Source organism: Caballeronia grimmiae (assembly GCF_000698555.1).
Lineage (GTDB): Bacteria > Pseudomonadota > Gammaproteobacteria > Burkholderiales > Burkholderiaceae > Caballeronia > Caballeronia grimmiae.
Map to the genome: position 1 here is coordinate 1 of NZ_JFHE01000011.1, position 21,212 is coordinate 21,212.

The window sequence follows — 21,212 nt, forward strand, 5'->3', positions numbered from 1 at the left end:
TCTTCGATGTCGTCTTCGATGCGACCGGCAATCCGCGCGCGATGGAGCGCGGCTTCGAGTTCATCGCGCACGGTGGGAAGTACGTTCTGGTGTCGATCGTGCCGGATCGTCTCTCGTTCGCCGATCCCGAGTTCCACAAGCGCGAAGCCACTCTACTCGCGAGCCGCAACGCGACGCCCGAGGACTTCGAGACCGTGCTCGCCGCGATGCGCGCGGGCAAGGTCCCGACTGATGCGCTCAACACGCACCGCCTCACGCTCAACGACGTGCCCGAGAAGTTCTCGACGCTGCTCGATCCGAAGGCGGGCGTGGTGAAGGCGATCGTCGAATGCTGAAGTTCGGCGGCTGAACGGCGTTAGTCAGGGCGGCTGTGCGGATAGCGCGGCCGTCCCCGAGCGTCGTGCCACGGCTCGGCCGTCTTGCACCAGATTTCATAGGCGGGCGGATAGAGCCCGGCTTCATCGAAGATGCCAGCCGGCACTTCGATCTCAGGCACGCCGTCGAAGACGAGATAGATAGGCGAACCGCAGGCCGCGCAATGATGGCGCCGGCCTGTCGGCGAGCTTGCCCAGGCGATGGTGTCGCCGCTGACTTCCACCGCATCGCGTTCGAAGATGGCATAGACGGCGAACGGCGCGCCGTGGATGCGGCGGCACGTCATGCAGTGGCAGAGATTCACCTCCTTCGGCTCCGCGAGGACGCTCACGCTGACTGCGCCGCATGCGCAGTGTCCCTGGTGAATCGGCGTTCGGTTCATGCGGGGCTCCCGATGTTGCCGCCCTCGCAGGATAACCCGCCCTTAGCGCACGAAATACCCCCTGCCCTGCATGCAGTCGCCATAGGCGCGCCAGTAGCGGACCATCGGCGGTTCGGGCGGCGGCAGCGGCGGCATCTTCATGTCGCCGCCGAGCATGGCATCCGAGGCACCCGAAGGCATCGCCACATCCGACGACGGCATCGCCGCCGATGCGCCGTGCGGCGCGGATGCGCCCGCAGCCACCGTGGCCGAAGCGCCCGATGCCGCGACCGCAGCCGAAGCGCCGGATGCGGCGAGCGCGCCTGACGGAACCGCCGGCAGCGGCGGCTCGACCGGACGCGGCGAAGCCAGCGTGCGCGTCTCCGTCGCGCTGTGCTTCGGCGGCGTCTGTGATTCGCGCGCGACGTTGACCTTCGTCGTCTGATTGGCAAAGGCGTAGCAAGCGGCCGTGTCGACGGACTGTTGCCACGTGCTCTGACTGCGGCCGGGCAAGGTCAACGGCTGCTGTGCGAGCGCGGTGCAGGACACCGCGAGCAACGCGAATCCCGCGTAAGTGGAAGGTTTCATTGGCGTGCGTTTCCCCGATGCGGTGTTTTTAGTCGTTGCAGTCCCGCCCGCCGTTCGCTGTTCGGCGAACGGCCGCGAACCTGCGCCGGGCCTGCTTTCAAGGATACCGTGCACGCCGCTGCGCGCGCCACGCCAGAAGCACCGGCTTCTTCCGCCAAATTCGTCTTACCGGGAAATGCGCCGCGTCAGAACTTCATGCCGACGCCCAGACCGAGCACCCAGGGATCGATCTTGAGCGATCCGAGATCGGCCCCGCCCGCCGACGCGCTCGTGCGCATCCAGATCTTCTTGACGTCCGCATTGACGAAGAGTGTCTTCGTCACCTGCACGTCGACGCCCGCCTGCAGCGCGGGGCCGAAGCTGCTGCGCTTGATCGAGACGGGCGTATCGCCGGCCTTGAGCTTGTCGTTATAGAAGTACGTGTAGTTGAGACCCGCGCCGACGTAGGGCCGCACGCGTCCCTGATGATTGAAGTGATACTGCAGCAGCAGCGTCGGCGGCAGCACCCCGACGCCGCCCAGCCCGCCGATATTCGACGTCACCTGATGCCGCGACGTCCCGAGGATGAGTTCGACGCCGATGTCATCGCGGATCATGTACGTGAAGTCGAGCTCGGGAACGATCGCGTTGTTCACATCGACGCCCAGCGAGCCGAGCGCACCGCCCGCGCTAGCTTGCGGCTGAATGCTGATGGCGCGCAATCGCACGAGGACATCGCCGGCGTGGATGCCGCCCGTCGTATCGACACTGGATGGGCCATTGTCCGCCTGCGCCGCACCAGCGAAGAGTGCAGCGCAGGCCAGAAACATTGCTCCGAGACTTCTTCTCATTTGCTTTCCCCGTTGAAAGCCTGATTGTCCGGGGGGCAAGCGAACGAGCTTTTGATGGCCGACAAAACACCGTTTCAGCCGATAGACGCACAACGCGCAACATTGCGCAACGACAAACAACGTGCGCGGCAGGACCGGTGTTTGCTTCGAAACAACAAACCGCAGAACATAGGGAGGACGAGATGAGACCCATATCGACAATGCTCGGCGGCGTCGCGGCGATGCTCGTCGCCGGCACGTTCACGATGACCGCGAGCGCACAGAATCCGACGGCCACGCCGACGCCGAAGCCGTCCGGGCAGCAGCAAACGCAACCGAATTCACCGAAGCCAAGCCGGCTCGATACCGACAGCACGCCGGCTTATCAGGAGCGCAACGTCACGCCGCCGGGCCATGCGGCCACTGCCGCAAGCGGTGCGTTGAAAACGGACCCGGGAAAGACATCGGCGGGAAAGGAGCCGCCGCCGAAGCGGCCCAATGGCATCGGCTTCGACACCGATGCGGGGAGCATGGGCAAGAAGCCCTGAGCCTTGATCGATGCAAGCGGCGCGTTGCCGCTTGCGCTTACTTCTTTTCCGGCCAGGGCCACGTCGCGTAGCGCGACGGCTCCGTCTTCGCGTTCACTTCCTTCTTGACGCTCGGCTCAACCGGCTTGCGCTTGGGCGCAGTCGCCTCCGTCTTCGCTTCGGCCGATGGCGATGGCGCTGGCGCGGGCGTTGAAGATGACGATGGCGATGCCGTCGATTCAAGCGCCGCTGGATGCGCAGGCGCGGCGCTCTCGGCGATTTCCGGCACGTCCTCGCCGAACCACGGCACTTCCGCGCGCCGCTCTTCGACGTAAGAGCGCCAGCCCGCCGCGTTGTCATCGAAGAGATCGGATTTGACCGTGCTCGCGAGCATCGGGCGATTGAGCGTCTCGTCGAGCAGCGCCTTTGGCCAGATGAAGAACGCACCGGATGCGCGCCGGATGAAATCGCGCGGCGTCATGCGCTGATCGACGAAGCCGAGCAGCGTGAAGCTCGCGAGCGCGTCGTTGCCGCGAACCGCATCGCCGATGCTCGCGTAATCGTCGGCGCATTGGCTCAGGCAGAAGACCGTTTCGAGCACATCGCCGAGATGCAGCAGCAGTGCGCGGCGTTCGTAGGGTTCTTGCGTGGCGGCCTCTTTCGTCATTCGCTCTTCCGTTTCGTAAAGGGTGAACAAGGGCGAGCGCCGGTCATGCTCGAGCGCCGCATTCATGACGATTCTAGCGAACCTGAAGCCGCGCGCCATCTGACGCGTTTCATCGGCAGATTCGATACGGTCCCATGTCCACGTGAAAGTGCGTTCTGTGCAGCGCGTTGTAGTCGGGACCGAGCGTCGTATCGAACGAACGGCACGCGCCGTCATGGACGCGGCGCAGAAAGTCCGCGTCGAGCGAACCTGCGTCGTTCCAGTCGTTGAGCGTGATGCGCCGGCCATCCGCGAGGACGAAGCCCGTCAGGTCGATGGCGTTCGCGCTCGCGTGCTGGCTCAGCGCCGCGTCTTTCTGATGATTCACATTGCGGCACGCATAGCTGCCGACATGCTCGATGCGCGCGACGCGCTTGCCGAACACTTCGATCGCTGCGGGCTGAAGATACTGATGCTCGAAGAACGCCATGCCGACCGCGAGCGGACACGTCGCGAGAAAAGGCGCGCTGAAGCGCACGTCCTCCGACTGCGACACGCGCACCACGTCTTTCAGTTCACAGCCGCCTGCGCCGGTCGTATCGGCCATTGGCCGATAGGCGAAGCCGGATTGCGCGAGCGCGGCGTCGCACAGTTGCGCGTCATGCGTCGTGCGCCAGAGCTTGTACGCGGTGAGCGGGCCGCGCGCGGCGCGCACATCGAGCGGAGCAAACGGATCGTATTGCTCGGGCACGGCGATGCGCCGCGAATACACGGCATAGCCGAAGCCCAGCGCCGCGACGAACGCCAGCAACAACAGCCATCCGGCGATTCGCGCGATCATCGCCGGCACCGCGTTTTATCCGGCTGCACTGGCCTGCACGCGTTCGGCGAGTTTGGCGTCGTAACTCGAATGGACATGCACGCGCTTCTTGTCCGGATACGCATACGCATAAGCCTTGCGCAACGCAAGCGATGCTTCGTGGAACCCCGACAGAATCAGCTTCTGCTTGTTCGGATACTGCGCGATATCGCCGACCGCGAAGATGCCCGGACGCGACGATTCGTAGTTCGAAGTATCGACTTCGATGCGCCCGCCGCGTATATCGAGGTTCCACTCGGCGATCGGCCCGAGATCCGCGACCAGCCCGTACAGCACGAGCAGCTTGTCGGCGGGGATGTCCGTCGTCCCGTCGATGTGCTTGATGCGCACGGCGCGCAGCGCGTTATCAGGGGCGTCGAGCGAATCGATCATGCCGACGACGAAGTCCATCTCGCCCGCTTCGACCTTGCTTTTCATCGCCGCCACCGATGCCGCCGCCGCCGAGAATCCGTTGCGCCGATGCACGAGCGTCAGCTTGCGCGCGACGCCGCTTAGCGCGAGCGCCCAGTCGAGCGCCGAATCGCCGCCGCCCGCAATCACGACGTCGCGATCGCGGAAGTCGTCGATGCGCGGCACGCTGTAATGCACGTCGCGATCTTCGAGCGCATCCGCCTGCGCCACCAGCAGGCGCTGCGGCACGAACGCACCGTTGCCGGCTGCGATCAGAATGGCGGCCACGTCGAACACGAGGCCCTGCTCGGTGTGCACGGTCCAGCGATGATCTTCGCGCTGAACCACCGTCTGCACGCGCTGCGAGAGATGGATCGGCACATCGAACGGCCGGATCTGCGTCATCAGCCGATCGACGAGTTCGCGCGCCGTGCATGATGGAATCGCGGGAATGTCGTAGATCGGCTTGTCAGGGTACAGCTCGATGCATTGCCCGCCGATACGCCCGAGCGCATCGACGATATGGCACGAAAGCCCGATGACGCCCGCCTCGAACGCCGCGAAAAGGCCCACGGGGCCCGCGCCTATGATCAGTACGTCGGTGCGAATGGGGCTGCTTTGTGGTTCCATGTGATCGTTTTCCGTAAATGCGGCTGTGCATGCCGTTTCGCTTTTGCACAGCATTCTTCGGTCACGATACAGAAAGCGTTCGCACCGGGCAACGAAGCCCCTGCCCGCCAAGCGGCGATTGCTCGCTCGCTTTGGCTAGCGGCGTTGAAAGCGGCGATGCCAGAGGGCGTCGTGCCGTGGAATCAGAGCGCCTGGAAGTACGGCGCGGGAATGTCGGGCAGGATCAGCGCCCTCCTTCCGTGCGAGGGCCGAAGCGCGCGTAATACGCGGGATCGTCAAGCACGACGCATCGCGCCGCGCCCGACGCCCGCAGTCGCGAGAGCGCGTCTCGTGCCAGCGCGCTGCCGTTGCCCTGCCGCTGACGCATCGGCGCGACTGAAAGCGGCCCGAGCCCGAACCATCGTTCATCGCGGCCGTCGATCAGCACCGGCGACAGCGCCACCATCGACACGGACAAGCGCCCGGCTGCACGAAGCGCATCGACGATCAAGAAAGGCAGCAGCCGTCACCGCATCGCCGGCTGCTCGCATCGGATGTCGAACGCCATGCTCACTGCTTGGTCAACTCTCGCGCATAGTAGTTCGAAGCCGCGTCGATTTCTTCGGGCGTCATGTTGCGCGCGACGTTGCGCATGACTTCGTTGATGTCGTTCGTGCGCGTGCCGTTGGCGAACGCGATCAGTTGCGACTTTGTGTAAGCCGCCGGCAGGCCATCGATCCACGGACTGCCCGCCTTGTTGTCGATGCCGCCATGACACGCCGCGCACGGCGCGATGTTGCGCATCGGCGCACCGTGCGAAACGATCGTCGGCGCCAGCGCATCGCTCACCTTGCGCTGCGCGGGCGGCCTCGGCAGGCTCGCGTAATAGGCGGCGAGATCGCGCATGTCCTGATCGCTCAGGTTGACGGACATCGGCGACATCACCGCGTTGTTGCGCGCGCCCGTCTGAAAATCGATCAGTTGCTTGTAGATGACCGATGCATACTGCCCCGCGAGATTCGGCGAATTCGCCTCGCTCATGCCGCGTTCGCCGTGACACATCGTGCATCGCAGGGCGAGCGTCGCACCGCGCCCGATCGAATTCGCGCTCGCGTTGACGAGCAGTTGCGGCGTCACTTCGACAGCACTGAGCTTGCGTTTCGGCTCGACGTTCGTGTCGCCCGAATACCAGTTGCGCGGCACGCCCGCGGCGCTGCAGATCGCATTCCAGATGCCGGTGAACGACGCATCGCGCTGAACGGATGGCAGCCACACGAAGCCGATCACCGCCGATACCACCGCGATGCCGATCGTCCCGAGCACGCTGGTCGCGAACCAGCGATTGCGGAAGGTGAAGAGGCGCTCGTCGCTCATCGCTGCGCTCCGATGGGAACGGCGGGCACCGATGTGTCCGAGCGTGCGAGAAGCTGCGCAATCGGATAGCCGTAGTTGACGAGCGTGAGGCCGATCATCAGCGCAAGCCAGAGCGCGAAGCTGTTCAGCGCGACCGGTATCGTGCGCGGCTCATGCACCGCGCGGCTGAACGTGTACTGCTCGACGCTCACCTGCGGCGCCCGATGTCCGCGTATCAGCACGACGAAGAACAGCACCGCCGACACGACGAGAACGAAGCCGCCGATCACCGACATGATGACCGATGCCGCCTGATGCGCAATCTGCGGATCGCCGTAGTCATAGAACGCCATGCGGCGCGGCATACCGAGAATGCCGGTGTAATGCCAGGGGAACGTCAGCACGATCATGCCGATGAACCACAGCCACAGTTGCCAGCGCATCAGGCGGATGCTTTGCAGCGCGCGCCCGGTGAGATGCGGCCACAGATCGTAGGCGATCGCGAAGTACATGATGACGATTGCGCCCGCGAAAATCAGGTGGAAGTGGCCGGTGACCCATTGCGTGTTGTGCACGGTCGAATCGAGCTGATAACTCATGTTGATGAGGCCGCCCGCTCCGCCGAAGCCCAGCATCACGAACGAGAACGCGACGGCGAGCATCATCGGATTGCTCCACGGCAGCGCCTTGACCCAGCCGAACGCGCCCTTGCCGCCGCGCAGCCGCGCCGCGATCTCCACCGATGCGCAGATGGTGAACACGGTCAGAAGCGTCGGCACGGCGACGAGCGCGGTGAACACCGAGTGCATGAACTTGAAGCCCGAGCCCACTTGCGGATCGGCGAACAGGTGGTGAATGCCGATCGGCATCGAGACCACGAGGAAGAGAATGAACGAGATGCGCGCCATCGCATCGCTATAGAGGCGTCCGCCGATGGCGCGCGGGATGATCGTGTAATACGCGATATACGCGGGCATCAGCCAGAAATAGACGATCGCGTGCAGCGTCCAGGAGAAGAAGACGCGCGCGAGGCCGGCGTCGATCGTGGACTTCCAGCCGAGCGCGACCGGCAGAATCATAAAGAGCACTTCGATCGCCGCGCCCACCGCCGTCCAGCCCCACAGATAAGCGCCCGCGACGGTGGCGAACATCGGCAGCGGCACGGTCCTGCCGCGATTGTCCCGTTTCCATGCGTGCAGGTTCACCGACATCAGCGCGACCCAGATCCACGATCCGACCACGACGAGCACCACGCCGAGGTAATAGAACGCGCTGCCGATCATCGGCGGATAGAACGTGTAGAGCACGGAGGCGAGGCCCATTGCGACCGGAATCATCGCCATGACGGAACCCACCGCGACGAGCCAGAAGCCGATCCACGCCCAGCGCAGTCCCACGAGCGCGCGCTTGAGCGACAGTTCCGTCACCGCGTAGCCGAAGCCCATCGCGATGAGCGTCGGGAACACGTAGCCCATAGCGGAACCATGAGCCGTCACCGAGCGATAGTAGATCTCGGGATTCTGCAGCCCCGCGAAAAGCGGGCTGCGCGCGAACATCTGCCACGCGCCGAGCAGGAGCGCGACGCCGAACGCGATGAACGCAAGCCAAAAGTGCGCGAGGATGAGGCGCTTGCTATTTAACACAGGACAGTCTCCGCGAATCGGCCGGCAGCTTGTCGGCCATCTGCATGAACTCGGTGCGATCGATCACCTTCACATGCGCCCACATGCCGTGATGCCCGACGCCGCAGAACTCGTGGCACGGCATCAGATGGTCGCCGGGTTCGTCGAACGTGGTCTTGAAGGTCGACACATACCCCGGCTCCAGCATCGAATTGATGTTCGTCTTCGTGATGAGAAAGCCATGCACGACATCCGAACTCGTCGCGCGGAACGTGACCGGGACGCCGGCGGGCACGAGCAGGCATTGCGGCGTGAACGAGTACTGCTGCGCCACGACACGCACCGTCACCGAGCCGTCCGCTTCCGGCGCGGTGCCGAGATTGCTTTCGATGAATTCGCCGGACACGTGCAGCGTTTCGGGCCGCACGGTTTCGACGCGCGACGGCGGCATCATCGCCCAGTGCAGGCCGGTGTAGACCACCATCGCCACGAGCACGACGACGATCGCGATGACGAGCATCGCCCAGCGTTTTTCGACGCGCTCGGCGACTTCGTGTGAATGCGGATTGATGGCCATAAATTCACTGAATAACGCCGCGCGGCAGGAACACGGCGAAGTAAAAGACGAACCAGCTTCCGATGACGATGGCCGTCGCGACGGCTGCGACCGCAAGCGCCCCGCCGGGGCCGCTTCTCACGATTTCGTCGACTGCGTCTTCGTTGGGATCTTCGTTCATGGTGTCGTCGATGCTCAATAAAGTGGTGCGGAGCGCAACTCGTTCACTTCCTTCACCGATACCGGCGCGCCCCGGTTGCCCCACGCCGTGCGGATATACGTCACGACCGCCGCGACTTCCACATCCGACAGCGATTGCGCGAACGGCGGCATGCCGTAAGGCTTCGGGTTCTTGAACGTGCCCGGCGGATAGCCGCCGTTGAGCACCATGCGGATCGGGTTCACGGCGGAACTCATCACGATCGACTGATTGTTCGCAAGCGGCGGGAAATCGGGCGGCTTGCCCTGTCCCTGCGCGGCATGGCATTCGGCGCATTGCGCGTCGTAGATCTTCTTGCCGAGCGGCGAGAGACTCGTGCGCTGCTCGGTGACGGCCTGGCTCGGCGGCTCGGACTTGTCGCCGGCGCGTGCGGGCAGCGCCTTCAGATAGACCGCCATCGCACGCACGTCTTCTTCGCTCAGATATTGCAGGCTGTCATAGACGACTTCGGCCATCGGCCCATACACCGCGCCGCGATTGCTCACGCCCGCATGCAACAGGCCGACGATCTCGTCGATGCTCCAGTCGCCGAGGCCCGCCTCACGGTTCGACGTGAGCGAAGGCGCGTACCAGTTCTGGATCGGGATCAGCCCGCCTTCGAACGCCTTCGACGATACATTGCCGCCGAGCGCGTTGATCGCGGTATGGCACATCGAGCAATGCCCGAGTCCTTCGACGAGATACGCGCCCCGGTTCCATTCGACGGACTGCTTCGGGTCCGGCTCGTACTCGCCCTGCTTGAAGAACAGCGACCGCCAGCCGAGCAGCAATTCGCGCCGGTTGAACGGAAAGCGCAGTTCATGCTGGCGGTTCGGCTGATGCACGGGCGGCGTGGACATCAGAAAGGCGTAGATGGCGTCGGAGTCGGCGCGCGTGACCTTCGTATAGGACGTGAAGGGCATTGCCGGGTAAAGCAGCGAGCCGTCGCGCGAGCGGCCCGTGTGCATCATCTTGTAGAACTCGTCGGCGGTCCATTGACCCAGTCCCGTCTCCTTGTCCGATGAGATGTTCGGCGTGAAGAGCGTGCCGAACGGCGTCTCCATCGGGCGGCCCCCACCGAAGGTCTTGCCCGCGGGCAAGGTGTGGCACGCGATGCAATCGCCCGCGCGCGCGAGATACTCGCCGCGCTTGACGGTCGCCGCGTCGTAGGTCTTCGCTTGCGCTGCCGCGTCCCGGACAGGCCCGCACAAAGCTGCCACGAAAGCCGCGAGGACCGTTACGGCAAGCGCCCCAAGTTGTCGGAAACGAAGCACGTCGGGTCCTCTTCAGTTGTGAACGCTGCCGCATGCAAGCGGCATCTTGAATGAGCCGGCCGCAACGGGCGTCGGATTCGCGGGCGCGGGGAGCGAAGCGAGATAGGCGGAAATCGCGGTGATGTCGCGCTCGCTCAGAAGCTGCGAGACCTGACGCATGCAGTCGAGCGCGACCGTCGTGCGGGTGCCGTAGCGCCAGGCGCCCAGTTGCGCGCTGATGTAGTCCGCATGCAGGCCGAGCAAGCCGGGAATCGCGGGCTCCATGCCGGTCATCGACGCGCCATGACAGCTGACGCACGCGGGCACCTTGCGCGACGGATCGCCCTTCATGACGAGCGTCTTGCCGAGATCGAGCGTCCTGGCGTCGACGGTGACGGGGCCCGGCTGCGGGAACGGCGGACGTTCGGCGGCGAAGTAATCGGCGATCTGCTTCAAGTAGGCGTCGGGCAGATATGCGAGCAGGTAGTTCATCGGCGGGTACTTGCGGCGCCCGTCGCGAAACGCGAGTAACTGGTTGTAGAGGTAGCCTGCGGGCTTGCCGGACAGACGCGGGAAGTAGTCGTTGCCGGTGCCCTCGCCGTGCGCGCCGTGACACGTCGCGCATCCCATCACGCGGGCCTGCATCGTGTCCGGTGCGCGTTCGAGGGGCGCGCCGGCGGCGGTGGCCGGCGGAGCGTCCGCGGCGAACGCCGCGATGCTGCCAAACGCGAAGAGCGCGGAGCACGCGATCCTGGCGCTGCGTTGAGCCACGTATCCCACGTTTCCCACGTATCCCCCGTGCCGCGTTGCCGTTTTTGACTCGCCGCGCACGGTTCGATCTCACGTTCGATCCATGCGCGTGCGATTGTTGAGAGCACTGCAATGGTTTTGCCGATGACGGGTGGTGCCTGGCTTCTCGAATGTTAGGAGGAAGTCCCCGTTTTCTCCAGCCCGGAGATTGTCTCAATACCTGCTATCGATACGCGTGACAAGACGGCACGTTTCTTTGCGTTTAGACAAAGAGACGCATTATTTTGAGATGCTCAACTGATCAGTTGATCGCGCGACTGCCGCGCCGGTGTTGTGCGGCGGAATCGGTGTTGGCTTTATCGAGACAAGGCGGAGCGCATCACTTGAGACCGAGCCGCCGCGCGAGCCGATTCAGATTGGCCCGGTCGATGCCCAGCTCCCGCGCCGTCGACGCCCAGTTCTGACCGTTGCGCGCGAGGGCATCGAGGATCAGCGTGCGCTCGTAGGCGGTCACGGCTTCGCGGAAGTCGGCGCCCGGCGCGGCCGCTTCGGGCGCGGTCGCAGACGCGGCGTTCGGGGTATCGGCGATACCGAAGTCGGCGGCTGTCAGCGTAAGAATGCGCGGCCGCTCGCGATGCGCCGCGAGCGCCTTCAGCGCGCTGCGTCCGATCAGATGTTCGAGTTCGCGCACGTTGCCGGGCCACCGGTAGGTGAGCAGCGCCGACTGCGCATCCGCCGACAGCCGCAAGCTCAGCAGCCCGAGCCGCGAGCGGTTCTCCTCGAGGAAGTAACCGGCGAGCAGCAGTACGTCGCGGCCCCGCTCGCGCAGCGGCGGCACGACGAGCGGATAAACCGACAGCCGGTGATACAGGTCCGCGCGGAAGCGCCCCGCGCGCACTTCATCGGCGAGATCGCGATTGGTCGCGGCGATCAGCCGTACATCGACGCGATGCTCGCTATCCGATCCGATCCGCTGCAACTGGCCGTTCTGCAGCACGCGCAGGAGCTTGGCCTGAATGGCGAGCGGCAACTCGCCAACTTCGTCGAGAAACAGCGTGCCGCCGTCGGCCAGTTCGAACTTCCCGCGCCGGTCCGCCGATGCACCGGAGAACGCACCGCGCACATGCCCGAAGAGTTCGCTTTCCACGAGCGTGTCCGGCAGCGCCGCGCAGTTGAGGCTGACGAGCGGCTTGTCGGCGCGCGGCGACAGCGCGTGTATCTCGGACGCCACCAGTTCCTTCCCCACGCCCGTTTCGCCGGTCACGAGCACGGTCAGATCGCTCGACGCGACGATCGCGATCTCGTCCATCAGATGCTTGTGGCTCGCGCTGCTGCCGATCATCTCGCGCCGGCGCGGCCCGCTCGCCTGCCGGTACACCTCGGCGCGCTGCCGTTCCGCCTCGCTCGTCTGCGCCAGTCTGTCGATGCGTTCCGCGACGCTCACGGTCGCCGCCGCGAGACTGAGAAACGCCTGCAACGAAGCCATATCGATACCGTCGAAACGCGCCGGATCGAGCGCATCGAGAGTCAGCAAGCCCCAGGGCCGGCCATCGACGAACAGCGGACTGCCAAGGCAGTCGTGCACTTCGAGGCGCGCGCCCGCGTGTTTGACGAGGCCATCGTAGGGATCGGGAAGATCGGAGTTCGCCGGAAAACGCGTCGGTTCGGGACGGGCAAGAATGCGCGCGAATCGTGGATGCTCGCTCACGCGGAAGCGCCGCCCCAGCGTATCGCTCGACAAGCCGTCGATGGCGAGCGGCACCAGCGTCTCGCCGTCGAGACGCAAGAGCGCGGCGGCGTCGCCGGGGAAGAGCGCGCGCAGCGTGCTCAGCAAGCGCCGGTAGCGCTCGGTGTCCGGCATGTCGCGCGACAGGTCTTCGATGAGCGGCACGAGCGCGTCGAGCAGGACGCGCGAAGTCATTGCGACTACATCGGCAGTCCGTTTGACTAGAGTCGTATCGACCATAACGATAGGTAATTCGTTGATTATTTGACGATTCTACACTGGAATGGAAACTGTATAGGAATAGGCCGAACGCGAAGCACACGTTTCGCCCTTGTCACGAGGACTACACCATGCTGTCAGCAGAACACCGCGCCATTATCAAAGCAACCGTTCCCCTGCTCGAAAGCGGCGGCGAGGCGCTCACGCGCCACTTCTACGCAATGATGCTCAACGAGTATCCGGTCGTGCGGCCGATGTTCAATCAGGCCCATCAGGCGAGTGGCGCGCAACAGCGCGCGCTGGCCAACGGCGTGTTGATGTACGCGCGGCATATCGACGAACTCGAAAAGCTCGGCGGTCTCGTCGGGCAGATCATCAACAAGCACGTCGCGCTCAATATTCAGGCAGAGCATTACGCGATCGTCGGAGCGTGCCTGCTGCGCTCGATCCGCGAAGTGCTCGGCGAAGAGATCGCCACCGATGCCGTGATCGAAGCATGGGCTGCCGCGTATCAGCAATTGGCCGACTTGCTGATCGGCCTGGAAGAAGGCATCTACAGCGAGCGCGAGAAAGCGCCGGGCGGATGGCGCGGCACGCGGCGTTTCGCCGTCGCGCGCAAGGTTGCGGAGAGCGACGAAATCACGTCGTTTTATCTCGTGCCCGAGGATGGCGGCGCCGTGCTCGACTTCCATCCGGGCCAGTACATCGGTTTGCGCATGCTCATCGACGGCGAGGAAGTGCGCCGCAACTACTCGCTGTCGGCCGCACCGAACGGCCGTGAATACCGCATCAGCGTGAAGCGCGAGCCCGAAGGCAAGGTCTCCGGCTTCCTGCACGATCAGGTGCGCGAGCGCGACACGCTCGACCTCTATCCGCCCGCCGGCGACTTCAAGCTCGACCACAGCGAAAAGCCGCTCGTGCTGATCAGCGGCGGCGTAGGCATTACCCCGACGCTCGCGATGCTGCAGGCCGCGCTCACCGCGACTACCCGTCCGGTCCACTTCATCCACGCGGCGCGGCATGGCGGCGTGCATGCGTTCCGCGCGGTCATCGAGGATCTGGCGGCGCGTCATCCGCAGCTCAAGCACTTCTACTGCTACGAGCAACAGCGCGAAGGCGATCGCGAGGCCCACGGCTTTGGTTTCGTCACCGAGGCGCTGCTCGACAAATGGCTGCCGAAGAGCCGCGACGTGGATGCGTACTTCCTCGGTCCGAAGTCGTTCATGAAAGCGGTGAAGAAGCATCTGAAGGCGCTCGGCGTGCCGGAATCGCAGAGCCGCTATGAGTTCTTCGGGCCGGCTTCGTCGCTGGATTAAGCGGCGTCGGCTTGTCGAGAATTGCGGCGATCCGAGGCACGTGCGCTATCGCGCGCGGTCCGGTTCGCCGCAAGAGGGACAGCGTTACTGGTCACCTGAAATCCTCCGGAATCGGTCATTGGATCACGCCACCTGCACGCCTAATCTGTCGATGTGGCAACGCAGTTCGCACAGTCTCTCAACCGATAAAGGAGCTAACCATGCAACCCCGTCTCGACTTCTACAAAGCCAGCCCCGCCGCGATCAAGGCCATGATTGGCGTCGAAGAGCGCATCGGCAAGTCGTCGATCGAACAGTCGCTGGCCGAACTCGTCCGGCTGCGCGCATCGCAGATCAACGGCTGCGCGTTCTGCGTCGACATGCACACGGCCGACGCGCGCAAAGGCGGCGAAACAGACCGGCGTCTCGCGACGGTGGTCACCTGGCGCGAAACGCCCTTCTTCACCGACCGCGAACGCGCCGCGCTCGAATGGACCGAGGCGCTCACGCTGATCGCGCAGGACCGTGTGCCGGATGCCGTGTGGGAAAACGTCAAGCCGCATTTCAGCGACGAGGATATCGCCGATCTGACCTTGCTCATCTCCGCGATCAATAGCTGGAACCGCTTTTCGATTGCGTTTCGCAAGATGCCCGAGTGAGGAGCGCGCGCATGAACATCCGTCGATGTGTGGCAGTGATGGCGGCGCTCGCAGTCGGAGCGTCAAGTGCGTCCGGCGCGTCGGCGCACGGGGGCGATGAGGAAACGGTCACGCCCTTGATGAAGCAAGCCTTGCCCGAAGCGCCCGGCAAGAACGTATTGATGGCGACGGTCGCTTTCGAGCCAGGACAGGCATCGGAGGCGCACCAGCATCCGGGGTCGATCTTCGCGTATGTGCTCGAAGGGCGCGTCGTGTCGCAGCTGGAAGGATCGGCGGCGAAGACATACGGGCCGGGCGAATCGTGGTACGAACCGCCGGGCGCGCATCACATCGTCGCGAAGAACGCGAGCGGGACGGAGAAGGCGGTGCTGCTCGTGTTTGCGATCGCCGGCGAAGGCGATGCGGTCAAGTCGCCGATTCCGCGTTGACCGCACGCGCAGGTTTCATCGCTGATCGAGGACAACATGGAGAGTCCCGTCATCGGCGGCGCGGTCATCGCGACGTTCACGCGGACCGCACGCGGTCATACCGGCTTGCGGATCGTGGCGGACAGATGGGACGTGGGCACTCGTGATGTCAGCGAGCGCGTTGCGGGTGCTCGGGCCGATCGCTGCGCCAACGGCGCATGGGTTCTGGATTGTCGGCGCGGGTTCGTGCTGGGTTTTCGCCTTCGCGATCTACGTCGCGCCCTACGCGCGACGGCTCACCCGGCCGCGTGCGGATGGCTAGCCCGGCTGACGACGGTTTTTGACAGTCACGCGCGCCGCGTCGGGGACAATGCGCGCCATCGTCAGAAACCTGCTTATTGCCATGAAACGCCTCCGCGCTGTCGCCCTTCTCATCGTTGCAACGCTCATGCTCGGCGGATGCGGTCTCTTCGGCTGCGGGGGCTGGGCCACCAACGGCGGCAGTTTCGGCGGATGCAGCGTCGGCACGCGGTTCTGACGTTTCGTTGAAGCGACGGCGCGATGCGACGCAGATTATCGACGTGCACGAGTTCAGCGGACGCGGGCCACGCGTTGACGTCGACAAGACGATGATTCGCCATCCGAAGCGAACAAACAGAAACCGGTCCGCGCGACGCACGCCGCGCGGACCGGCTTTACTTCCCCATTCGCTAGAACCTCAAAAACCTGCGATCACTCCTTCACGGCTGGCGAATATCCCATCTCCACGCCCGTATCCCGTGCATGCTTCTGCGTATGCGCGCTGCGCATCGGCTTCAGCACGAAGAGCGCCAGCAGCGCGGCAATCGCGGCCATCCCCGCTGCCAGCATGAAGACCGCCTGCCAGCTTCCGGTCGCCTTCGTGAGCACGCTCGAGAACGGCACCAGCAACGCAGCCGTGCCCTTCGCGGTGTACAGCAGCCCCGCGTTGGTCGCCGCGAACTTCGGGCCGAAGGTGTCGCCGCACGTCGCTGGGAACAGGCTGTAGATTTCGCCCCAGGCGAAGAACACGATGCCCGTCAGCACGACGAACGCCACCGGGTTATGCCCGAACTTCGATAGCGCGACGATCCCGACCGCCTCGATCGCGAACGCGATGAACATCGTGTTTTCGCGTCCGATCCTGTCGGACACCCAGCCGAAGAACGGCCGCGTCAGGCCATTCAGCACGCGGTCGATGGTCAGCGCGAACGTGAGCGCGGGCAGCGTCAGGCCGAGTATCGACACGGGCGAATCATGCAAGCCGAAGTCCTTCGCGATGGGGCCGAGCTGCGCCGTCGCCATCAGGCCGCCGGCGGCCATCATCACGAACATCAGGTACATCACCCAGAAGATCGGCGATGCCAGCACCTGCTTCGGACTCGCGTTGTAGACCGCGCGCTTCAATGTGGTCTTGACGGCCGCGAGCATGTGCGCGGGCGGCGCGTAGAGCGCCATGCCGAGCAGGAACACGACGAGGCCCTGTCCAAGGCCGAACCACAGGAAGGTCGCCTCGTAGCCGCTCGACTTGATCATGTGCGCGATCGGCACGACGGTTGCCGCCGAGCCCATGCCGAAGCCCGCCGCCGTGATGCCCGCCGCGAGGCCGCGCCGCGAGGGGAACCACTTCAGCGCATTGCCGACGCACGTGCCGTACACCGCACCAGCGCCGACGCCGCCGATTGCAGCCGCGAGATACAGGAGCGGCAAGGACGACGCGACGGAGTTCATCGCCCATGCAATCGCACAGAGCAAGCCCCCGCCGACGACGACCGGACGCGGCCCGTACTTGTCGACCAGATAGCCTTCCACCGGCACGAGCCATGTTTCGGTGACGACGAAGATTGTGAACGCCACCTGAATCGCGGCGCGGCCCCAGTGATATTTCTCGTCGATCGGATTGACGAAAAGTGTCCATCCGTACTGCATGTTGGCGATCATCGCCATACAGATCACGCCGAACACCAACTGCACCCACGGCGACGCTAGACGCGACGCCCCCTCCTGGCGATTCATCTGGTCCATGCCTGTCTCCTTGGCACTGCTGCCTTTGTGTAATCGGACGTCGAGCGACGCCTCTTACGATGCCGCCGCCGAAGCGTCATCGCATATACACAGTATGTGATATATCAAGTAAGTCAAGCGAAAGAAACGGCGGGGTTTTCACTTAGGACAGTGCTTTTCGTAAGGCACTGAAAGGCGCGCTGGGCGGCGATGCAGCAAAAAAAAGCCCGGCAGGAATAAAGCCTGCCGGGCGATGAGCGTGGGCGAGACATGGCAATCCGCTACACGCACTCACGTTATAGATGAAAGTTAAACGTAATGTAAAGGTGAGAATTTGTAGGGTTTACACGATGCGCGCCAAGAGCAAATGCGCCGTCAGAAGACGTTGAACGGCACGTTCACCATCAGCCGATAGACGTTGCTCGTCCCGTCCGGATAAAACTCGCTGCCGTGATGATGCATGTAGTAGAACTTGACCGACGTGTTCTTGAATTTGCCGTCCGGCACGGTGTATCCGGGGATGATGCCGAACTCGTAATGCGAGCCTTGCAACGGACGGCCATTCACGACGTAACTGCCCGCGTTCGCGGTGCCGCTGTTGGCCATTGCGCTGCCGTCGGCGCCCCAGCCGTACGCGGTCCACATCGTCACCTTGAGGCCCGGCACGCCATAGTCCTTCATGTTGAGCGAGTACGACAGGCTCACGGACTTTTCATGCGGCTGGTTGTAGTCCACGTCGAGCGAGTTCGACAGGTAGTCGCCGCCGGACTGGCCCATGTAGTCGAACATCTGGTCGCCGAGAATCTGCTGGAACGCGAACTGGAGCGTATGCGCGCCATGCGTGCCGGCGAGCGCGAGGCTGTATGCGTTGTTGTTGATCGGCCCCTGCCGTTTGTCGCCGATTGCGCCCGTGTAGTAGTAGTTCAGTGCGCCGGTCCAGCGAACCGCCTTCGGATCGCCGATGCTCTGCGTCGCCGACAGGTAGTACTGCTGCCACACGTTGTTCGCGACGCTGCCGTAGAGCGACACCGCCGTATCGTCGCCGTGCGTCCAGTCGCCGCCGAAGTACGTGAACTGCGAGACATGCGTGCCGCCGTATTCCGTCTTCAGGCCCGATACCGTCGTCATGCCGCGCGCGATCACGCCATCCACCGTGCCGGCTTTCAGCGTGAGGTTCCTGAACTCTTCGCTCGCGAGCGAGAAGCCGCGATATGTCGGCGGCAGCGCGCGGTTGTCGTGCGGCACGAGGAACGGGTTATCGAAGAGTTGCTGGCCGTACTTGAGCACCGTGTTCGACGCGCGCGCCTTCACGTCCCACACGCCCGGATACGCCCAGGCAAGCTGATGCGAACCGCCGCCGTCCGTGCCGACGTGCACGCGGTTGCCCGCGCCATCGCCGCCGTTCAGTTTGAACGCACCGAAAAGCGATACGTCCGCGCCGAGCCCGAGCAGGCCGCGCGTATAGCCTGACTCGAAGACCGCCTGCGCGCCGAGCACCCAGGCGTCTTTCTTGCCATTGCCCTTGAATTCGTCATGCTCGGTGAAAGACCGTCCAAGCAGATTCAAATGCGCGTCCTCGATAAAGCCTTTCGCCTTGGCCTGATTGCTCACCGGCGCATCGGCTTCGGTATTGGGCGGCGAACTCGGCACGGCTTCGGTGTGGCGCGAGGGCGCCTCGGTATCGGTCTCCTGGCCATAGGCGGCAACGTTCGCAGCCATGAAGCCGCTGAACAGTAGAATCGAAAGGGCAACTGATGTTTTTTGTTTTTTCATGAAACGTATCTCCAAACTCCTGACTCAACCTGCTAACGACAAAACAACAACTCACGACTCAATGGATGCAACCAGCCGCGCCTGGCGACCGGAGAGGTCGGCGGACGGCTTGTTTGACTCGATGAAAACGGGCGATGCGTGGACTTATCGTTCGTTCAAACGGCTTCGCGACTCCGATTCCGACTAGTTAGGAAACCGATACATCAAGCAAAATGGCATGCAGCCGAAACACCCTGCGCCAGCGTGCGCAATTCGGGCACTTCCTGCGAGCAGCGCGCCTGCGCCATCGGGCAGCGTGTATGAAACACGCATCCGGCGGGCGGATCGATGGGACTCGGGATATCGCCGGAAAGGATCTGAACGACCTTGCCTCGCTCGATCGCCGGATCGGGCACCGGCACCGCCGACAGCAACGCGCGCGTGTACGGATGGCGCGGCGTTTCATAGAGCGCGTGCTTGTCCGCAAGCTCCATCACGCGGCCGAGGTACATCACCATCACGCGATCCGAAATATGCCGCACCACGGCCAGATCGTGCGCGATGAAGATCAGCGACAGCTTCATCTCCGCCTGCAACGCCTTCAGCAGATTGACGATCTGCGCCTGAATGGACACATCGAGCGCGGAGACCGGCTCATCGCAAACGACGAGCTTCGGCTCGACGATCAGCGCCCGCGCAATGCCGACGCGTTGACACTGCCCGCCCGAAAACTCGTGCGGATAGCGGTTGATCATCTGCTCGCGCAAGCCGACTTTCGTCATCATCGCGCGCACGCGGGCGTCGATGTCCTGGCGGCTCATGCCGGGTCGGTGTTCCGTCAACGGCTCCGCGATGATCTGCCCGATCGTCATGCGCGGATCGAGCGATGCAAGCGGGTCCTGGAAGATCATCTGCACATCGGCGCGCACCGCATGCCACTCGCGGGCCGATGCTTGCGTCAGCTTCGCGCCCATCCATACGATTTCACCGTGCGTCGCGGGGATGAGATTGAGGATGGCGCGCGAGAGCGTGGACTTGCCGCAACCCGATTCGCCGACGACGCCGAGCGTCTCGCCCGCGCGCAGGTCGAAGCTCACGCCGTCGACCGCCTTCAGCGTGCGCGACGGCGCCCACGGCAGGCGGCTTTTCGCCTTCACCTGAAAATGCACGCGCATGTCGCGCACGGAAAGGATCGTCGCATCAGACATGGTTCGACTCCTGATAGCGCGTCGTCATCGCATCGACGGGACGATGGCACGCGCGCAGCCAGTGCGTAGCGTGCGCGCCGGACGTGCGGACCGTTTCGAGCGCAGGCTCGCGCTCCGCGCATTCGGCGGTCGCATCGGCGCAGCGTTCATGGAATGGACATCCTGCCGGCGGATGCGCCATGTTCGGCGGATTGCCGGGGATGCCCGCGAGTTCGCCGCCCTGCTGGTCAAGCCGCGGCAACGCGCGCAGCAAGCCGATGGTGTACGGATGCGACGGCTTCGCGAACAGCGTGGCGGCGTCGCACTGCTCCATCACGCGGCCGCCGTACATCACCATGACCTTCTCGCACAGTCCGGCGACGACGCCCAGATCGTGCGTGATCAACACGATGGACGTGCCGAAGTCGCGCTGCAGATCACGCAGCAGTTGCAGCACTTGCGCCTGCACGGTCACGTCGAGCGCGGTGGTCGGCTCGTCGGCGAACAGCACTTCGGGCTCGCACAGCAGCGCCATCGCGATCATCACGCGCTGGCGCATGCCGCCCGACAACTCGTGCGGATACTGTCCGATGCGATGCGCCGCCTCGGGAATCCGCACGGCTTCGAGCATGGCGATCGCGCGCTTCTTCGCTTCGCGGCGCGTCAGGTTCTTGTGCAGTTCGAGCACTTCCGTCATCTGCCGCTCGATGGTCAGGTACGGATTGAGCGAGCTCATCGGGTCCTGAAAGATCATCGAGAGACGATTGCCGCGAATGCGATTCAGCGCCCGGTCCGGCATGCCGAGCAGGTTCTCGCCGCGGTACAGCGCTTCACCTTTCGCGCGTCCGTTCGATGCGAGCAGCCCCAGCATCGCGAGCACGCTCTGGCTCTTGCCCGAGCCGGACTCGCCGACGATGCCGAGCGTCTCGCCCTCTTCCAGCGTGAAGCTCACGCCGTTGACGGCGCGCACGGCGGCGTCGTGCGTCCTGAATTCGACTTGCAGGCCTTTGACTTCGAGTAGCGGCAT

At 64.2% G+C, this 21,212-nt stretch carries 25 protein-coding genes; 7 read left to right on the forward strand and 18 right to left on the reverse strand.

Features of this window, described 5'->3' with window-relative positions:
* The coding region (locus BG57_RS13755) for a zinc-binding dehydrogenase (RefSeq protein WP_035964114.1) at positions 1-335 on the forward strand (335 nt) is incomplete at its 5' end.
* 20 nt (positions 336-355) lie between these two features.
* On the opposite strand, the gene BG57_RS13760 is transcribed toward BG57_RS13755, so the two are convergent.
* From BG57_RS13760 to BG57_RS13770, 3 genes are all read right to left on the reverse strand, one after another.
* Positions 356-757 (reverse strand): GFA family protein, encoded by a 402-nt coding sequence (locus tag BG57_RS13760; protein WP_035964119.1) that lies wholly within the window; start codon positions 755-757, stop codon positions 356-358.
* Positions 758-799: 42 nt separating this feature from the next.
* Positions 800-1,324, reverse strand: coding sequence for a hypothetical protein (locus BG57_RS13765; protein WP_035964125.1), 525 nt, complete (start codon positions 1,322-1,324; stop codon positions 800-802).
* A 185-nt stretch (positions 1,325-1,509) separates the two neighbouring features.
* Complete coding sequence (locus tag BG57_RS13770; RefSeq protein ID WP_371875842.1) at positions 1,510-2,133, reverse strand: OmpW/AlkL family protein; 624 nt, start codon at positions 2,131-2,133, stop codon at positions 1,510-1,512.
* A 203-nt stretch (positions 2,134-2,336) separates the two neighbouring features.
* Between BG57_RS13770 and BG57_RS13775 the strand changes: the two genes are divergently transcribed.
* A complete protein-coding gene (locus BG57_RS13775) occupies positions 2,337-2,681 on the forward strand; it encodes a hypothetical protein (RefSeq protein ID WP_152562589.1) in 345 nt (114 codons plus the stop codon).
* 37 nt (positions 2,682-2,718) lie between these two features.
* Here the strand turns inward: BG57_RS13775 and BG57_RS13780 are convergent, their stop codons facing one another.
* From BG57_RS13780 to norR, 11 genes are all read right to left on the reverse strand, one after another.
* Positions 2,719-3,327, reverse strand: coding sequence for a hypothetical protein (locus BG57_RS13780; protein ID WP_052005815.1), 609 nt, complete (start codon positions 3,325-3,327; stop codon positions 2,719-2,721).
* 109 nt (positions 3,328-3,436) lie between these two features.
* Positions 3,437-4,147 carry an extensin-like domain-containing protein gene (locus BG57_RS13785; protein ID WP_035964143.1) on the reverse strand — a complete coding sequence of 237 codons (711 nt, stop codon included), beginning with the start codon at positions 4,145-4,147 and terminating at the stop codon, positions 3,437-3,439.
* A gap of 15 nt (positions 4,148-4,162) precedes the next feature.
* Positions 4,163-5,206: an NAD(P)/FAD-dependent oxidoreductase gene (locus tag BG57_RS13790; protein WP_035964151.1), complete on the reverse strand. Its 1,044-nt coding sequence runs from the start codon at positions 5,204-5,206 to the stop codon at positions 4,163-4,165.
* A gap of 223 nt (positions 5,207-5,429) precedes the next feature.
* Positions 5,430-5,696: a GNAT family N-acetyltransferase gene (locus BG57_RS13795; protein WP_052005803.1), complete on the reverse strand. Its 267-nt coding sequence runs from the start codon at positions 5,694-5,696 to the stop codon at positions 5,430-5,432.
* A gap of 59 nt (positions 5,697-5,755) precedes the next feature.
* Entirely contained in the window at positions 5,756-6,559 is an 804-nt protein-coding gene (locus tag BG57_RS13800; protein ID WP_035964161.1) for a c-type cytochrome, read from the reverse strand.
* The gene (locus BG57_RS13805) at positions 6,556-8,181 is read right to left on the reverse strand and encodes a b(o/a)3-type cytochrome-c oxidase subunit 1 (RefSeq protein WP_035964171.1); all 1,626 of its coding nucleotides are present in this window, start codon (positions 8,179-8,181) and stop codon (positions 6,556-6,558) included. The genes BG57_RS13800 and BG57_RS13805 overlap by 4 nt, the downstream gene beginning before the upstream one ends.
* On the reverse strand, positions 8,171-8,737 hold the full coding sequence (locus BG57_RS13810; protein ID WP_035964178.1) for a cupredoxin domain-containing protein: 567 nt from the start codon (positions 8,735-8,737) through the stop codon (positions 8,171-8,173). Before BG57_RS13810 ends, BG57_RS13805 begins: the two co-directional genes overlap by 11 nt.
* Positions 8,738-8,741: 4 nt before the next feature.
* A complete protein-coding gene (locus BG57_RS32565; RefSeq protein WP_035964189.1) occupies positions 8,742-8,897 on the reverse strand; it encodes a cytochrome c oxidase subunit 2A in 156 nt (51 codons plus the stop codon).
* Positions 8,898-8,911: 14 nt separating this feature from the next.
* Positions 8,912-10,189 (reverse strand): c-type cytochrome, encoded by a 1,278-nt coding sequence (locus BG57_RS13820; RefSeq protein WP_035964192.1) that lies wholly within the window; start codon positions 10,187-10,189, stop codon positions 8,912-8,914.
* Between the two features lie 12 nt (positions 10,190-10,201).
* Entirely contained in the window at positions 10,202-10,813 is a 612-nt protein-coding gene (locus BG57_RS13825) for a c-type cytochrome (RefSeq protein ID WP_052005816.1), read from the reverse strand.
* 484 nt (positions 10,814-11,297) lie between these two features.
* Positions 11,298-12,884 (reverse strand): nitric oxide reductase transcriptional regulator NorR, encoded by a 1,587-nt coding sequence (gene norR / locus BG57_RS13830; RefSeq protein ID WP_035964195.1) that lies wholly within the window; start codon positions 12,882-12,884, stop codon positions 11,298-11,300.
* Between the two features lie 110 nt (positions 12,885-12,994).
* On the opposite strand from norR, the gene hmpA reads away from it, so the two are divergent.
* The 5 genes from hmpA (at position 12,995) to BG57_RS33010 (ending at position 15,762) form a co-directional block, all read left to right on the forward strand.
* Positions 12,995-14,179 (forward strand): NO-inducible flavohemoprotein, encoded by a 1,185-nt coding sequence (hmpA, locus tag BG57_RS13835; RefSeq protein WP_035964198.1) that lies wholly within the window; start codon positions 12,995-12,997, stop codon positions 14,177-14,179.
* A gap of 200 nt (positions 14,180-14,379) precedes the next feature.
* Positions 14,380-14,817, forward strand: coding sequence for a carboxymuconolactone decarboxylase family protein (locus BG57_RS13840; protein WP_035964205.1), 438 nt, complete (start codon positions 14,380-14,382; stop codon positions 14,815-14,817).
* An 11-nt stretch (positions 14,818-14,828) separates the two neighbouring features.
* Positions 14,829-15,245, forward strand: coding sequence for a cupin domain-containing protein (locus tag BG57_RS13845; protein ID WP_035964213.1), 417 nt, complete (start codon positions 14,829-14,831; stop codon positions 15,243-15,245).
* 145 nt (positions 15,246-15,390) lie between these two features.
* Positions 15,391-15,546 (forward strand): NnrS family protein, encoded by a 156-nt coding sequence (locus BG57_RS33780; protein ID WP_229753876.1) that lies wholly within the window; start codon positions 15,391-15,393, stop codon positions 15,544-15,546.
* A gap of 48 nt (positions 15,547-15,594) precedes the next feature.
* Entirely contained in the window at positions 15,595-15,762 is a 168-nt protein-coding gene (locus tag BG57_RS33010) for a hypothetical protein (protein ID WP_160174728.1), read from the forward strand.
* 194 nt (positions 15,763-15,956) lie between these two features.
* Here the strand turns inward: BG57_RS33010 and oxlT are convergent, their stop codons facing one another.
* The 4 genes from oxlT to BG57_RS13865 all read right to left on the reverse strand — a co-directional run bounded on the left by oxlT (position 15,957) and on the right by BG57_RS13865 (position 21,212).
* Entirely contained in the window at positions 15,957-17,267 is a 1,311-nt protein-coding gene (gene oxlT / locus BG57_RS13850; RefSeq protein ID WP_035964217.1) for an oxalate/formate MFS antiporter, read from the reverse strand.
* Positions 17,268-17,621: 354 nt separating this feature from the next.
* A complete protein-coding gene (locus BG57_RS13855) occupies positions 17,622-19,019 on the reverse strand; it encodes an OprD family outer membrane porin (protein WP_035964869.1) in 1,398 nt (465 codons plus the stop codon).
* 203 nt (positions 19,020-19,222) lie between these two features.
* Positions 19,223-20,206, reverse strand: coding sequence for a murein tripeptide/oligopeptide ABC transporter ATP binding protein OppF (gene oppF / locus BG57_RS13860; RefSeq protein WP_035964225.1), 984 nt, complete (start codon positions 20,204-20,206; stop codon positions 19,223-19,225).
* Complete coding sequence (locus BG57_RS13865; RefSeq protein WP_035964227.1) at positions 20,199-21,212, reverse strand: ABC transporter ATP-binding protein; 1,014 nt, start codon at positions 21,210-21,212, stop codon at positions 20,199-20,201. Before BG57_RS13865 ends, oppF begins: the two co-directional genes overlap by 8 nt.